The organism is Streptomyces sp. NPDC001410, from assembly GCF_042895235.1.
GTDB lineage: Bacteria > Actinomycetota > Actinomycetes > Streptomycetales > Streptomycetaceae > Streptomyces.
Map to the genome: position 1 here is coordinate 108,061 of NZ_JBIAWE010000025.1, position 14,948 is coordinate 123,008.

Consider the following 14,948-nt stretch of genomic DNA (forward strand, 5'->3'; position numbering starts at 1 on the left):
CGGCCGGGGGCCGCCTCAGCACGGGCCGTGGGCCGATGTCAGCCGGTCGTCGCCGGAGCCGACGCCGACGCCGACGCGGCGACCTGGCAGCTGGGCTGCTTGGCGATGGCCGCCTGGACGTCGCCCTGCTCCAGCCGCTTCAGCGCCTCCGTGCCGCTGTTGCTCTGCTTGCCGATCTGCTTCGTCTGGTCGGCGACCTCGTGCAGCCCCTGGGCGAACTTGCCCTGATCCTTGGTGTCGAGATCGTCGACCTGCTTCTTCAGGTCGGCGTACGAGGAGGACAGACCGCTCAGGTTCTTGGCGGCGTCCTGCTGCCGCTTGGCGCCGCCGTCGACGCCGGGGGGCGCTCCGGCGCTGTTGATGGCCGCGGCGAGCGCCTTGTAGCCGTCGGCCATGTCCTGGAAGGCCTGCGAGTACGTCGCCTTGGCCGTCTTCGGCGGCAGGTTGCTGTCCGTGGCGATCTTGGCTATCGACGCGTTCGCCGCCCTGATCTTCGCGTCCTGCGCGGGCACCGCGTCGCACACCGTCTTGGCCCAGGCCACCAGCTTGGGGTCGGGTCCGCTGTCCTTGTTGCTGCTGCATCCCGACAACGCCACTACCAGTACCGCACCGCTGGACAGTGCGGCCGCGAGCTTCTTGTTCACCGGATTGGTCCCTTCCATGGCTCTCGGCCCCCGGAATCTACACGCGGACCGACGTCCTCCACATGCCGAACGCCCCATTAGTCAGCTTTTGTGACTCTTTACGCCATGGGAGAGAAGGCTCACGACGTGGGCGAGCCCACACACGAAGGCGGGCGGGCGGCGCGTCAGCACGCGCCACCCGCCCGCCCGTTGTGCAGGCCCGGTTCGGACGGCCTACGAAACCACCGCCGGATCAGCCGAGTTGGAGACCCGCTCGGCGCCGTCGTCGTCGCCGACCGCGATGCCGCGCCGCTTGGAGACGTACACCGACACGACGATCACCACGAGCGCCAGGACCGCGATCGCGATGCGTACACCGATGTTCTTGTCGCTGCCGTAGGAGAACTTGATCACCGCGGGCGCGATGAGCAGCGAGACCAGGTTCATGACCTTCAGCAGCGGGTTGATCGCCGGCCCGGCGGTGTCCTTGAAGGGGTCGCCGACCGTGTCGCCGATCACCGTGGCCGCGTGGGCTTCACTGCCCTTGCCGCCGTGATGACCGTCCTCCACCAGCTTCTTGGCGTTGTCCCAGGCGCCACCGGAGTTGGCGAGGAACACCGCCATCAGCGTGCCCGCGCCGATCGCTCCCGCGAGGTACGAACCGAGCGCGCCGACACCGAGGGTGAACCCGATGAAGATCGGCGCCATCACGGCGAGCAGACCGGGCGTGGCCAGCTCGCGCAGGGCGTCCTTGGTGCAGATGTCGACGACGCGCCCGTACTCGGGCTTCTCCGTGTAGTCCATGATCCCGGGGTGCTCGCGGAACTGCCGCCGCACCTCGAACACCACCGAACCCGCCGAGCGCGACACGGCGTTGATGGCGAGTCCGGAGAAGAGGAAGACGACCGCGGCACCCGCGATGAGGCCGACCAGGTTGTTGGGCTGCGAGATGTCCAGCGACAGGCTCATCGGCGCACCCGGCCCGGTGAGCTTCGCCCCGACGTCCTGCACGCTGGTCGTGATCGCGTCCCGGTACGACCCGAAGAGCGCCGAGGCCGCGAGGACGGCGGTGGCGATGGCGATGCCCTTGGTGATGGCCTTGGTGGTGTTGCCGACCGCGTCCAGGTTGGTGAGCACCTGCGCGCCCGCGCCCGTGACGTCGCCGGACATCTCGGCGATGCCCTGCGCGTTGTCGGAGACCGGACCGAAGGTGTCCATGGCGACGATCACGCCGACCGTGGTGAGCAGGCCGGTACCGGCCAGGGCGACCGCGAACAGCGCCAGCATGATCGACGTACCGCCGAGCAGGAACGCCCCGTACACGCTGAGGCCGATGAGCAGGGCGGTGTAGACGGCCGATTCCAGACCCAGCGAGATGCCGGAGAGGATGACGGTGGCCGGGCCCGTGAGGGAGGTCTTGCCGATGTCCCTGACCGGGCGGCGGTTCGTCTCGGTGAAGTAGCCGGTCAGCTGCTGGATCACGGCGGCGAGCAGGATGCCGATGGCGACCGCGACCAGCGCGAGGATCCGCGGGTCGCCTTCCTTGCCCCGGATCGCCGCGTCGGTGACGCCGGCGAGGTCGGAGTACTTCGCGGGCAGGTAGACGAAGACCGCGATCGCGACCAGGACGAGGGAGATCGCCGCGGAGATGAAGAAGCCGCGGTTGATCGCCGTCATGCCGCTGCGGTCGGTGCGCCGCGGGGCGACCGCGAAGATGCCGATCATGGCGGTGACCACGCCGATGGCAGGCACGAGCAGCGGGAAGGCGAGCCCGGAGTCACCGAAGGCGACCTTGCCGAGGATCAGTGCGGCCACCAGGGTGACGGCGTACGACTCGAACAGGTCGGCCGCCATGCCGGCGCAGTCGCCGACGTTGTCGCCCACGTTGTCGGCGATGGTCGCGGCATTGCGCGGATCGTCCTCCGGAATGCCCTGCTCGACCTTGCCGACCAGGTCGGCGCCGACGTCGGCGGCCTTGGTGAAGATGCCGCCGCCCACACGCATGAACATGGCGATCAGGGCGGCACCGAGGCCGAAGCCCTCGAGCACCTTCGGCGCGTCGGCCGCGTACACCAGCACCACACAGGAGGCGCCCAGCAGGCCGAGGCCCACCGTGAACATGCCGACGACGCCGCCCGTGCGAAATGCGATCTTCATCGCGGTGTGCGAAACGGTGGTGAGATCCTTTTGCGGTTCACCCGGGCCCGGGGTCGCTTCCCGGGCCGCCGCGGCGACCCGCACATTGCTGCGCACGGCCAGCCACATGCCGATATAGCCGGTGGCCGCCGAGAACGCCGCGCCGATCAGGAAGAACACCGACCGGCCGGCGCGCTGATTCCAGTCGTCCGCGGGCAGCAGCATGAGCAGGAAGAAGACGACGACGGCGAATACGCCGAGCGTGCGCAGCTGCCGGGCGAGATACGCCTTGGCGCCCTCCTGGACCGCCTCGGCGATCTTTTTCATGCTGTCGGTGCCCTCGCCCGCTGCCAGCACCTGGCGCACCAGGACACCCGCGACCACGAGCGCGGCCAGGGCGACGGCCGCGATCACCGCCACGATGATCCGGTTGTCGTCGGTCAGGACCGCTGCTGCGAAGGTTGTGGGTTGGCCCAACTGATGAGGGGTAGAAAGCCCCGCCATTCGTCCTCCTTGACGCTTGGGCTGAGCTCAAGATGTGGACGGATTGTAGGTACCCGATCGCGATCTAAACAGGGCACGGTAAGCGGAATTGGCCTTCTTGTGCTCTTCAGCAAATGATCGAGATCACGCCAGGGAACCCGAAAGCGGTAATGCCTCAAAGGCATTGACGACCAGATTGATGCTTGATCGAATTATCAGGCTATCGATCGTGAATTCCTTCACGAATTCCAGGGTCGCCGGAAACGATGCTGGAAGCAACACGAAGGGCCCTGCTGAGCAGGGCCCTTCGATGCGCTGTGCGCGGGGGTCGTTCAGGCGAGTGCCGCGGCCGGCGGGGCAGTGGGCCAGCTCATCCGGATCAGCCCACCGTTCTCGCCCGTGGTGACCTCCACGTCGTCCACGAGGCCGCTGATGACGGCGAGGCCCATCTCGTCCTCCTCCGCCTCCACGTCCGCGTCCGCGGCGGCACCGCCGGCCACCCGCTCGGTGGGGGCGGCATGCGGGGCCTCGTCGCCGACCTCGATGGAGAACTGTTTCTCCTCCTCGATCAGCGCGACCTTCACGGGTGCCGTGATGGCGTTGCTCTGGTGCAGTCCGACAGCACGCGAGCAGGCCTCACCGACGGCGAGCCGGACCTCGTCCAGGACGGCCTCGTCCACTCCGGCCCTGCGCGCCACCGCAGCCGCCACCAGCCGGGCGGTACGGACGTGCTCGGGCAGCGCGCTGAAGCGGAGTTCGACGGTGGCCATGCATCCCCCTCGCGACTACGGGCGTGCGATCCGGGGGCGGGGCGCCGAGAGCCCACACCCCCTGATGAACTTCTGGGCCCCGGACACACCGGCCCGGGGCGGGACCGACCGGCGTCCGGACCGACGAGCGGTCCGGACCCGGCGATCGGCCCGGTGTCAGTCGGTGGCCGCCACCGCTTCCTCGACCGAGGTGTGGATCGGGAACACCTTGGTGAGGCCGGTGATGCGGAAGATCTTCAAAATGCGCTCCTGGTTGCAGACCAGGCGCAGCGAGCCCTCGTGGGCACGCACCCGCTTCAGGCCGCCGACCAGCACGCCGAGCCCGGTGGAGTCGAGGAAGTCCACGCCCTCCATGTCGACGACGAGGTGGAAATTCCCGTCGTTCACCAGCTCGACCAGCTGCTCGCGCAGCTTGGGCGCGGTGTATACATCGATTTCGCCACCGACCTCGACGACCGTACGATCGCCGACGGTACGGGTCGACAGGGACAGGTCCACGGATCCTCCAGCACCTTGCTATCGAGCGGTCGCCCCTCGGGCACCTCGGCTTGCGGCCCCCGGGACGCATCGCCAGCCGCGATGGCATTCAATCACTTACCGCAGGCGTGCACGACGCCTTGGCTCCATTGTCCGCTACGCCAGTGACACACTCGGTGCCGATGGCCAAGAATCACCGATCCGATCGACCCCCGGCGAACCCGGCGTCCCGCCCGTCTCCGGGCGCCGTCCTGGACCGGCTCGCCTCCGGGCCGAGCCGCTCCGCGCGCATCACTCATACGGAGCACTTGCCCCCGCGCGCGGGTCGGCATGCCGTCTGGCCTGATCGAATTCGCCCGGAAGTGATCGCGGCCGTGCAGGCGGGCGGCATCGAGCACCCCTGGGCCCACCAGGCGCTGGCCGCCGAGCACGCCCTGGACGGCGACTCGGTGGTCGTCGCCACCGGCACCGCCTCGGGCAAGTCCCTCGCCTACCTCGTGCCCGTCCTGTCCGCCCTCCTGGACGGCTCCGAGGCCCCCAACGGCCGTGGTGCCACCGCCCTCTACCTCGCGCCCACCAAGGCGCTCGCGGCGGACCAGTGCCGGTCGGTGAAGGAACTTTCACAACCGCTGGGCACCTCGGTACGCCCGGCCGTGTACGACGGCGACACGCCGTTCGAGGAACGCGAGTGGGTCCGCCAGTACGCCAACTACGTCCTGACCAACCCCGACATGCTGCACCGGGGCATATTGCCGTCCCACCCCCGCTGGTCCTCCTTCCTGAAGTCGCTCAAGTACGTCGTCATCGACGAGTGCCACACCTACCGGGGCGTCTTCGGCTCGCACGTCGCCCAGGTGCTGCGCCGGCTGCGCCGCCTGTGCGCCCGCTACGGCGCCTCGCCCGTCTTCCTGCTGGCCTCCGCGACCGCCGCCGAGCCCGCCGTCGCAGCCCGCCGGCTGACCGGCCTGCCGGTGGTCGAGGTCGCCGACGACGCCTCCCCGCGCGGGGAACTCGTCTTCGCCCTCTGGGAGCCCCCGCTCACCGAACTGCACGGCGAGAAAGGTGCACCCGTCCGGCGTACCGCCACCGCCGAGACCGCCGACCTGCTGACCGACCTCACCGTGCAGGGCGTGCGCTCGGTCGCCTTCGTGCGCTCCCGGCGCGGCGCCGAGCTGATCTCGGTGATCGCCCAGGAGCGGCTCGCCAAGGTGGACCGCTCCCTGGTCCGGCGTGTCGCGGCCTACCGCGGCGGCTACCTCCCCGAGGAGCGCCGCGCCCTGGAACGCGCCCTGCACTCCGGGGAGCTCCTCGGCCTCGCCGCCACGACGGCCCTGGAGCTGGGCGTGGACGTCTCGGGCCTGGACGCGGTGGTGATCGCCGGGTACCCGGGCACGCGCGCCTCCCTGTGGCAGCAGGCGGGCCGCGCGGGCCGCTCCGGGCAGGGCGCCCTGGCGGTGCTGGTGGCCCGCGACGACCCGCTGGACACCTTCCTCGTCCACCACCCCGAGGCCCTGTTCGACCAACCGGTCGAATCCACGGTCCTCGACCCCGACAACCCCTACGTCCTGGCCCCGCACCTGTGCGCCGCCGCCGCGGAGATCCCGCTGACCGAGGAGGACCTGGACCTCTTCGGCCCCGCGTGCGAAGAGCTGCTGCCGCAGCTGGAGGCCGCGAAGCTGCTGCGCCGCCGGACGAAGGCCTGGCACTGGACGCGCCGGGAACGGGCCGCCGACCTGACCGACATCCGGGGCGCGGGCGGGCGGCCGGTGCAGGTCGTCGAGGAGGGCACGGGACGCCTGCTCGGCACGGTGGACGCGGGCGCCGCCCACTCCACGGTCCACGAGGGCGCCGTGCACCTGCACCAGGGCCGCACCTACCTCGTCCGCTCCCTCGACCTGGAGGCCTCGGTCGCCCTGGTCGAGCAGGCCGACCCGCCGTACTCGACCGTCGCCCGCGACACCACGTCCGTCTCCGTCCTGGAGACGGACATCGAGGTGCCCTGGGGCTCCGGCCGCCTCTGCTACGGCTCCGTCGAAGTCACCAACCAGGTGGTCTCCTTCCTTCGCAGACGACTCATCACGGGCGAAGTGCTGGGCGAGACGAAACTCGACCTCCCTCCTCGTACGCTGCGCACGCGCGCGGTGTGGTGGACGGTCACCGAGGACCAGCTGGACGAGGCCCGGATCAACCCGGAGATCCTCGGCGGCTCCCTGCACGCCGCCGAGCACGCCTCGATCGGCCTGCTGCCCCTCTTCGCGACCTGCGACCGCTGGGACATCGGCGGCGTGTCGGTGCCGCTCCACCCCGACACGCTCCTGCCCACGGTCTTCGTCTACGACGGCCACCCCGGCGGAGCGGGCTTCGCCGAGCGCGCCTTCCACACCGCCCGCGACTGGCTCGCCGCCACCCGGGAGGCCATCGCCTCCTGCGAGTGCGACTCCGGCTGCCCCTCCTGCATCCAGTCCCCCAAGTGCGGCAACGGCAACGATCCGCTGCACAAGAGGGGCGCCGTACGGCTCCTCACGGTGCTGTTGCGGGGGGCACCGGAGGAGAAGCCGGACGAGGGCTGAGGGGCGCGGCGTCCGGGCCGGCCACCTCACCCGGCACGGCGGCCGACACGGGTCCCGGTGGCACCGGCCCTGCCGGCCCGGCCCTGGCCCTGACCTCCGCCGCGAACGGCCCCCGTCCCGACGCCGCCGTCACGTCCGAGGTCTCGCCCACGATCGCGCACCGCACCAACCGGGCCCCCTGCGCGGCCGCCACCCGCTCCGCCCGGGCACAGGCCTCCGCACCGCCCTCGCCCCAGTGGTCCGCCGCCGCGAGCGCCGCCAGGTCCGCACCGCCGGCCGCCCGATGCCGCACGACAACGGCCTGCCCGAGCGCAAGCACGGCACCGAAGACCACACAGAGCACGGCAATCGCCCCAAGGCTCCAGATGGTGGCGGACCCCCGATCCGAGCCCTGGAGACCCCGCCGACGGCGCTTCAGGCCCCTGCCTCCGAGGTCCTCACAGCCGGGACTGCGATCCACGGCCTCACCGCCAGGGTCCCCGCGGCCACCGCCGTGCCGGCACGTCACGGCTTCACCTCCCAGGTCCCCACGGCCAGGGTGACCCTTCACGGCCCCGCCTCCCCGATCCGCGAGTCCGGGCCAGGCCCCGAATCCGGGCCAGCCCTTCACGGCCCCACCTCCCCAGTCCCCGCAGCCGTACCCGGGCCCGCTCCGACCGCGTCCTCCGCCGCTGCCACGGCCTCCTCCCGTACCTCGAACGGTAGGCCGGTCAGCAGCGGCGGCTTGGCCACCACCGTCACGTGGATCTGGTCGCCCTTCCGCCCGACCGTCACCCGTGCCCCACGCGGGGCCGCCTCCTGGGTCACCTCCACCACCGCGCCGGGCGGGTCCTGCCGGGCGGCGGCCCGGGCGCCCGTGCGGGCGGCGTCCACGCACTGGATCTGCGCCGCCACCACGAGCAACGCCCAGGCCAGCGCCATGGTGAACGCCACCAGCACGGACAGCACCATGGCCGACTCCGCGGTCACGAACCCCCGGTCCGCCCCTCGCTCACATCCGCGCACTGAGGGCTCGCTTCACGATGGCCTGCAACTCCGCCTTGACCTGGCCGCTGGTGACGACCTCGTAGAGCAGCAACGCGAACCCGACCGCCGCGACGATCCCCATCGCGTACTCGGACGTCACCATTCCCGCGTCCCCGCGGCACCGCTCCCGCAGACACACCCACAGCCTCACGGCCCTGTCCCGCACCTTCAAGTTCCGCACCTCAAACTCCCCTCGTTCCAGCTCTGTTGTCCGATGTCCGACTCACCTGCAACCTGCGCCGCCCGTCAGCCCCCACCTCCTCCCACCACTCCGCCCGCCAGCCCGATCACCACGGGCAGCACACCGATCGCGATGAACGCGGGCAGGAAACACAGCCCCACCGGCGCGGAGACCATGACGGCCGCCCGGCGCGCCCGGGCCGTGGCGTCGCGGGCCCACTCCCCGCGCGCGTCCGAGGCGAGGCGGGCGACGGGCGCCGCCGCGGGCAGCCCCGAATCGCCGGCCCGCTCCAGCAGCCGGGCCAGGGCACCGGCTCCGGGCAGCGCGGCCAACCGCCGCCAGGCATCGGCCGGTTCGCCACCCAGCCGTACCTCCGCCGCACCCCGCGCCAGTGCGTCCCCGACGGGTCCGCCGAGGGCCTCCCCCACCGCCTGCGCCGCGATCACCGGACCGGCACCGGCCGCGATACAGGCCGCCAGCAGATCGGCGGCGAGCGGGAGTTGGCGGGCGGCCAGGCCCGTGTCGATCTGCTCCCCCGGGCCCTCCCGCGGCTGCCGGCGCCGCCATCGCCAAAGTCCCGCGGCGACGCCGAGCCCCACGACCGCACCGGCGACCCCGCCGACCAGCACCCACGCCCCGCACACCGCTCCGGCCACGGGCAGCCATCGCCGGACCGCCCCACCGATCTCGAAGGGTGGCCCGGAGTCGTGCGTCTCCTGGGCCAGCAGTTCGGCCACCCGGCGCCGCGCCCGGCGTCGGCGCCGGGTCATGTCCAGCCGCCGGACCGCCCAGCCGAGGGCCAGCAGGGCGGCCGTGGCCGTCCCCAGCCTGTGGACGACTTCCCCGCTCATACCGCCTCAGCTCCCCGCACGATCCGCGCCACCCACCAGATCCCGGCCCCTTCGAACACCACCCCGGCCACCAGGCAGCCCAGCCCGGCCCCGCTGTGCAGCAGCACCCGCAGCGGCTCTGCGCCCATGGCCGAGCCGAGGAGCAGCCCGAGGGCAGGCAGTGCGGCGAGCAGCAGTGCCGTCGCCCGGGCGCCCGCCAACTGGGCGCGCAGGTCGGCCCGCTGGTCCCGTTCGGCGCGCAGGGCCGCGTCCAGCCGGTCGAGGCCGGCCGCGAGTCCGGCGCCCTGGTCCACGGCCACCCGCCAGCAGGCGGCGAGCCCCAGCAGCCCTTCGGCGCCCGGCCGGCGGGCCGCGACGGCCAGCGCACTCGGCACGTCCCCGCCGAACCGCGCCGCCGCGACCACGGCCGCCTGGGCGTCCCCCAGCCCGCCGGAGTCCCGCGCGGCCCGCAGCAGTGCCTCAGCGGGTTGCCGTCCCGCACGCACCTCCCCGGCGAGCGCCCCGCACAGGCCGATCACCGCATCCGCGCGCCCCTCGCGGGCCCGCCCGGCCGCTCGGGCCAGCCGCATCCGGCGCAGCGCCGGCACCCCGGCCGCCCCCGCGACGGCCGGAATCACCGAGGAACCCAGCACAGCGAGCAGCAGCCCGGCCGCGAGCGACCACCACTCGGTACCCAACCTCCCGTGCAGCCGCCGCAGTTCGGCCATGGCTTGGTCCCAGGCGGGCGGCCCGGTCGCCACCACTCCGCCGCCGGCCAGCAGCAGCCGCGCCCGCCGCACTCCGTAGTGCCGCTCGCCCAGCAGCCAGGCCGCCGCCCCGACGCAGGCCGCCGCCGCGCTCATGGCCATCTCAGTGCTCATTTCCGTCGCCCCTCTCACTCCCGAACTCACCGCGCAGCAGCTCCCGCAGCCGCTCCCAGCCGCGCTCCCGGGCGAAGGTCCGCGCGCCCCACCGCAGCGCCGGCACCGTCCGCACCAGCCCCGAGTCATCCCGCTCCAGCACGTGCACCTCCGCGATCCGGCGCCGCCCGGACCGGTCCCGTACGAGGTGGAGCACCACGGACAGCGCAGCCGCCAACTGGCTGTGCAGCGCGGCCCGGTCGAGCCCGGCCGCCGTCCCCAGCGCCTCCAGGCGGGCCGGTACGTCCGTGGCCGTGTTGGCGTGCACGGTGCCGCAGCCGCCCTCGTGGCCGGTGTTGAGCGCAGCCAGCAGGTGGACCACCTCCGGGCCGCGCACCTCGCCCACGACCAGCCGGTCGGGCCGCATCCGCAGCGCCTGGCGGACGAGGTCCTCCAGGGTGACCAGGCCGGCGCCCTCCTGGTTCGCGGGCCGGGTCTCCAGCCGTACGACGTGCGGGTGCTCCGGTCTCAGCTCGGCCGAGTCCTCGGCGAGCACGATCCGCTCACCGGGCCCGACCAGACCGAGCAGGGCGCTCAGCAGGGTCGTCTTGCCGCTGCCGGTGCCGCCGCTGACGAGGAAGGACAGCCGGGCCGCCAGCAGCGCCCGCAGGATCCGGTCCCCGCCGGGCGGCACGGTGCCCGCCTCGACCAGTTCCTCGAGGGTGAACGCCCGGGGACGGACCACCCGCAGGGACAGACACGTGCAGCCGACGGCCACCGGCGGCAGCACCGCGTGGAGCCGGGTCCCGTCGGGCAGCCGGGCGTCCGCCCAGGGCCGCGCGTCGTCCAGCCGGCGTCCGGCCACGGCGGCCAGCCGCTGCGCGAGGCGCCGTACGGCCGCCGCGTCGGGGAAGGTCACCGGGGCCCGCTCCAGGCCGCCGCCGCGGTCCACCCACACCCGGTCCGGGGCGGACACCAGGACGTCGGTGACGCTCGGGTCGGCGAGCAGCGGCTCCAGGGGGCCGGTGCCGACGAGCTCGGACCGTAACTGCTCGGCCGCGCCGAGGACTTCGGCGTCGCCCAGCACCCGGCCCTGTTCGCGCAGTGCCTGGGCCACGCGCGCGGGGGTGGGTTCGGCGCCGCTCTCGGCCAGCCGGCGCCGGACGCCGTCGAGCAGGGCCGCGCCGTCGGCCCGGTCAAGGCCGGGGAGCGTCATCGTGCGCCTCCCGCCTCGACCAGCGCCTGTTCCCAGAAGGTGGTGCAGAAGCGGGCCAGGGGCCCGCGTCCGGTCGCGCCGGGTGGTTTCGCGGCACCCTGGGGGCGCAGCAGTGCCGGTTCGACGGGCACCTCGCCGGCCAGGGGCAGGCCGAGCAGCCGGGCCACCTCGCGGTCGTCCAGGCCGGGCGCGTACGGCCCGCGGACCGCGAGGCGCAGGTCCCGGACGACCATGCCGACCGCCGAGGCCACCCGGCCCGCGGCCGCGACCGCGCGCAGTTCGGCCGGGACGACCAGGAGTGCCAGGTCGAGCTGGGCGAGGGCTTCGGCGACTCCGTCGTCCAGGCGGCGCGGGAGGTCGACCACGACCGTGCCGCCGCGCCGCCGGGCGGCGGCGAGCACCGCGCGCACGGCCTGGGGCGGGATCGCGACGCAGTCGCCGCGGTCCCAGCTGAGCACCCGCAGGGAGTGCAGCTCGGGCAGCGACTCCTCCAGGGCGCCGCCGCCGACCCGGCCGCGCGAGGCGGCGAAGGCGGGCCAGCGCAGTCCTTCGGCGCTCTCACCGCCGAGGAGTACGTCGAGTCCGCCACCCAGCGGATCGGCGTCCACGAGGAGCGTGCGCTGTCCCTCGCGCGCGGAGGTGACGGCGAGCGCGCAGGCGAGCGTGGAGGCGCCGGCCCCGCCCCGGCCGCCGATGATCCCGACGGTGAGGGCCGGGCGGCCGACGCCCTCGGCGACGTCGGCGATCCGGTCGACCAGCCACTGCTCGCCGTCGGGCAGCATCAGGACGTGGTCGGCGCCGATCTGGACGGCCCTTTTCCACACCCCGGAGTCGTCCTGGTCGCGGCCGACCAGCACCACACCGCGCCGGCGTGCGGTCCCGCGCACCCGGCGGGCGGCGTCGTCGCCAACCAGGACGAGCGGGGCCGCTTCCCAGCCACCGCCGTGGTCCGGCACGCCGGGGTGGACCTCCGGTGTGGCGCCCGCGGCCGCGCACAGGCGCAGCAGATCGTCGAGCAGTTCGGCGTCCTCGGTGACGATGAGCGGCCGTCCCGGCCGGCCTCCGGTGGCGGGCGGCGGGTCGTGGGTGACGGTTCCGGTCACGTGTGGTCCCCCTTCGCTGTGTCTTCCGCGCAGCCTCTGCGGCCCCGCGATTCCCAAAGATGTGAAGAACCGGCAACCGGCCTCCATATGAACGGCCGATAGGAACCGGCCATACGCGCCCCGGCAATCAGAACCGGCCATGAACTCGCCGCGGTCGGAGCACGTGGGAATCACGGTGCAACGAACCGGGAAATCGTGTGGATCTTGGTCGAAAACCGTGGACAACTCAGTGGTTGTGAATATCGCCGTCACCCATACCGGTGACCCCTGTACTGGCCCCTGTACGACTTCCGCAGAGCAGCGCTGCGACTACCGTGAGTAACGAAGCGCGGGCATGACGAAGGGGCGGCCCGCGCCGCCCACTACCGGTCTCGCGACCGTTGAAGAAAGAAGAAAACCCGCCCGGACATGCGACGACCCCCACCGGGGGGGAGAGTGGGGGTCGTCTCCACGGCCGACTCGGGGGGGGAGGAGCCGGACCGGGTTAGCACGGTCGCGAACGATCCGTGACTTCCATGGTGTACCCGAGAGCCCTCTCAGGCAAACCCACGCGCCCCACCTTACGCCGAATGGTGGGCGCCTATGCTCAGGGGCGTGGAAAACCACTCCTTGCCCCGCGCAGCAGCCTTCTTTGACCTGGACAAGACGGTCATTGCGAAGTCGAGCACGCTCACCTTCAGCAAGTCGTTCTACCAGGGCGGTCTGATCAACCGCAGGGCCGCACTGCGTACCGCATACGCCCAGTTCGTCTTCCTGGTCGGCGGCCTCGACCACGACCAGATGGAGCGTATGCGCAAGTACATGGCCTCCCTGTGCCGAGGCTGGAACGTCCAACAGGTGCGGGAGATCGTCGCCGAGACCCTGCACGACCTGATCGACCCGATCATCTACGACGAGGCCGCCTCCCTCATCGAGGAGCACCACACGGCCGGCCGCGACGTCGTCATCGTGTCCACCTCGGGCTCCGAGGTGGTCGAGCCGATCGGCGAGCTGCTCGGCGCCGACCGGGTGGTGGCCACCCGTATGGTCGTCGGCGACGACGGCTGCTTCACCGGCGAGGTGGAGTACTACGCCTACGGCCCTACCAAGGCCGAGGCGATCAGGGAACTGGCCGCGTCCGAGGGGTACGACCTCGACCGCTGCTACGCCTACAGCGACTCGGTGACCGATCTGCCGATGCTCCAGGCGGTCGGGCACGCGCATGCCGTGAACCCGGACCGCGCGCTGCGCCGCGAGGCCGTCGCGCGCGGATGGCCGGTCCTGGAGTTCCGCAGGCCGGTCCGGCTCAAGCAGCGGCTGCCCGCGTTCTCCGTCCCGCCCCGCCCGGCCCTGGTCGCGGTGGCGGCCATAGGAGCGGCGGCCGCCACCGCCGGCCTCGTCTGGTACACCAGCCGACGCCGCGGCGTCGCATCCTGACCCATGCGCCCTGTTTGATACTGAAAGTAAAGAAGTGCAGGCAAGGGTTCCGCTTACCCCCTGCTTGCAGTAGAAATGATTTAGGCCCGCGAGACCAAAGGCCATCCGAGAGGATTTCCTGACGCTACGCACATGGCCCCACGGACCCCTGCATGAACACTGGGCACCCACGCGACGTCGACCCGTCGATTACGGGCCAGCCTCACCAGGTGACGGGCAAAGTTCCCGACCTGATGGGCAATATATCGAGGACGCCTGGTAACCGGGTGAACATGCCAGCGGCGGTACGAGTTCTCGTACCGCCGCAACCCGTGTCCGGGGAGTTCTCTCAGGCCGCCCCGCGCTGCAGCGCCTCGCACACCGCGGTGGACTCGCGCACACCCAGCTCGACCGCCCGGCCGCAGTGGGTGATCCAGGCCGCCATGCCCTCGGGGGTGCCGGAGACATACGCGTCCAGCGCGGCGAGGTAGGAGGCGCGGCCCAGTTCGGCGTGGCCCACCTCGGCCGGGCAGACCGCCTTCGGGTCGAGACCGCTTCCGATCAGGACGATCCGCTCGGCCGCGCGCGCCACCAGGCCGTTGTGCGAGGTGAAGGGCCGCAACGCGAGCAGTTCGCCGTGCACCACGGCGGCCGTCACCAGCGCGGGCGCGGAGGTCCCCGCGATGATCAGGTCCGCCAGGCCCTCCAGGCGTCCGGACACCTCCTGGGCGTCCGGCAGCGGCAGCTCGATCAGCGGCTCGTCGACCGGCTCGCCCGTCTGGCGCGGCCGTCCGACCTCGTCACCCTTGTCCGCGGCGGCCACCAGATGCAGCCGGGCCAGCACCCTGAGGGGCGACTGCCGCCAGATGGACAGCAGCTGACCCGCCTCGGCCGTCAGCCGCAGCGCCGCGCCCATGACGCGCGCCTCGGCGTCGACGCTGAAGTCGGTGCGCCGCCGCACCTCCTCCAGGGCCCAGTCGGCGCCGGACAGCGCCGCCGAACCGCGGGCGCCGCGCAGCGCGGCCTCGGAGGTGATCGCGTTGCTGCGGCGCCGCATGACCCGGTGCCCGTAGACCCGGTCCACAGCCTTGCGCACGGACTCCACGGACTCGGCCACACCGGGCAGCGAGCCCAGGGCCGCAAGGGGGTCCACCTTGTTCGAGCTCGTTCGAGAGCTTGGGGGCGGATCGGCGGTCGCGCCTGTCGTACTCATGAGTACGACACTACGCACCCGAGCCGCCCGCCCCACGAAGGAGTGGTCTTCTTCACTCCGCCTGA

General features: G+C 72.5%; 14 protein-coding genes. 2 read left to right on the plus strand and 12 right to left on the minus strand.

The genetic code is table 11. The features are described from left to right. Positions 1-38 precede the first annotated feature (38 nt). The 4 genes from ACFY3C_RS40395 to bldG form a co-directional block, all read right to left on the minus strand. Positions 39-644 carry a small secreted protein gene (locus tag ACFY3C_RS40395; RefSeq protein WP_386579470.1) on the minus strand — a complete coding sequence of 202 codons (606 nt, stop codon included), beginning with the start codon at positions 642-644 and terminating at the stop codon, positions 39-41. Positions 645-857: 213 nt separating this feature from the next. Then, entirely contained in the window at positions 858-3,263 is a 2,406-nt protein-coding gene (locus ACFY3C_RS40400) for a sodium-translocating pyrophosphatase (RefSeq protein ID WP_390774387.1), read from the minus strand. Positions 3,264-3,574: 311 nt separating this feature from the next. Continuing rightward, positions 3,575-4,012, minus strand: a complete 438-nt coding sequence (locus ACFY3C_RS40405; protein ID WP_386579466.1) for an ATP-binding protein — start codon at positions 4,010-4,012, stop codon at positions 3,575-3,577. Between the two features lie 156 nt (positions 4,013-4,168). Next, positions 4,169-4,510, minus strand: coding sequence for an anti-sigma factor antagonist BldG (gene bldG, locus ACFY3C_RS40410; RefSeq protein WP_010986038.1), 342 nt, complete (start codon positions 4,508-4,510; stop codon positions 4,169-4,171). A gap of 161 nt (positions 4,511-4,671) precedes the next feature. Between bldG and ACFY3C_RS40415 the strand changes: the two genes are divergently transcribed. After that, positions 4,672-7,059, plus strand: a complete 2,388-nt coding sequence (locus tag ACFY3C_RS40415) for a DEAD/DEAH box helicase (protein ID WP_390774388.1) — start codon at positions 4,672-4,674, stop codon at positions 7,057-7,059. Here ACFY3C_RS40415 and ACFY3C_RS40420 read toward each other — a convergent pair. The 7 genes from ACFY3C_RS40420 to ssd all read right to left on the minus strand — a co-directional run bounded on the left by ACFY3C_RS40420 (position 7,010) and on the right by ssd (position 12,275). Further along, the gene (locus ACFY3C_RS40420; protein ID WP_390774389.1) at positions 7,010-7,669 is read right to left on the minus strand and encodes an Rv3654c family TadE-like protein; all 660 of its coding nucleotides are present in this window, start codon (positions 7,667-7,669) and stop codon (positions 7,010-7,012) included. The genes ACFY3C_RS40415 and ACFY3C_RS40420 overlap by 50 nt on opposite strands. Then, positions 7,666-8,028, minus strand: a complete 363-nt coding sequence (locus ACFY3C_RS40425) for a TadE family type IV pilus minor pilin (protein ID WP_390774390.1) — start codon at positions 8,026-8,028, stop codon at positions 7,666-7,668. The genes ACFY3C_RS40420 and ACFY3C_RS40425 overlap by 4 nt, the downstream gene beginning before the upstream one ends. Before the next feature lie 22 nt (positions 8,029-8,050). Further along, positions 8,051-8,257 (minus strand): DUF4244 domain-containing protein, encoded by a 207-nt coding sequence (locus ACFY3C_RS40430; RefSeq protein WP_386579625.1) that lies wholly within the window; start codon positions 8,255-8,257, stop codon positions 8,051-8,053. 74 nt (positions 8,258-8,331) lie between these two features. Beyond that, complete coding sequence (locus ACFY3C_RS40435) at positions 8,332-9,117, minus strand: type II secretion system F family protein (protein WP_390774391.1); 786 nt, start codon at positions 9,115-9,117, stop codon at positions 8,332-8,334. After that, on the minus strand, positions 9,114-9,977 hold the full coding sequence (locus tag ACFY3C_RS40440) for a type II secretion system F family protein (RefSeq protein ID WP_390774392.1): 864 nt from the start codon (positions 9,975-9,977) through the stop codon (positions 9,114-9,116). The genes ACFY3C_RS40435 and ACFY3C_RS40440 overlap by 4 nt, the downstream gene beginning before the upstream one ends. Beyond that, a complete protein-coding gene (locus ACFY3C_RS40445) occupies positions 9,967-11,172 on the minus strand; it encodes a TadA family conjugal transfer-associated ATPase (RefSeq protein WP_386579460.1) in 1,206 nt (401 codons plus the stop codon). The genes ACFY3C_RS40440 and ACFY3C_RS40445 overlap by 11 nt, the downstream gene beginning before the upstream one ends. Then, positions 11,169-12,275, minus strand: a complete 1,107-nt coding sequence (ssd, locus tag ACFY3C_RS40450) for a septum site-determining protein Ssd (RefSeq protein WP_386579458.1) — start codon at positions 12,273-12,275, stop codon at positions 11,169-11,171. The genes ACFY3C_RS40445 and ssd overlap by 4 nt, the downstream gene beginning before the upstream one ends. A 582-nt stretch (positions 12,276-12,857) precedes the next feature. On the opposite strand from ssd, the gene ACFY3C_RS40455 reads away from it, so the two are divergent. Further along, the gene (locus ACFY3C_RS40455; protein WP_390774393.1) at positions 12,858-13,691 is read left to right on the plus strand and encodes an HAD family hydrolase; all 834 of its coding nucleotides are present in this window, start codon (positions 12,858-12,860) and stop codon (positions 13,689-13,691) included. 328 nt (positions 13,692-14,019) lie between these two features. On the opposite strand, the gene ACFY3C_RS40460 is transcribed toward ACFY3C_RS40455, so the two are convergent. Further along, a complete protein-coding gene (locus tag ACFY3C_RS40460; protein WP_390774394.1) occupies positions 14,020-14,883 on the minus strand; it encodes an oxidoreductase in 864 nt (287 codons plus the stop codon). Between the last annotated feature and the right edge of the window lie 65 nt (positions 14,884-14,948).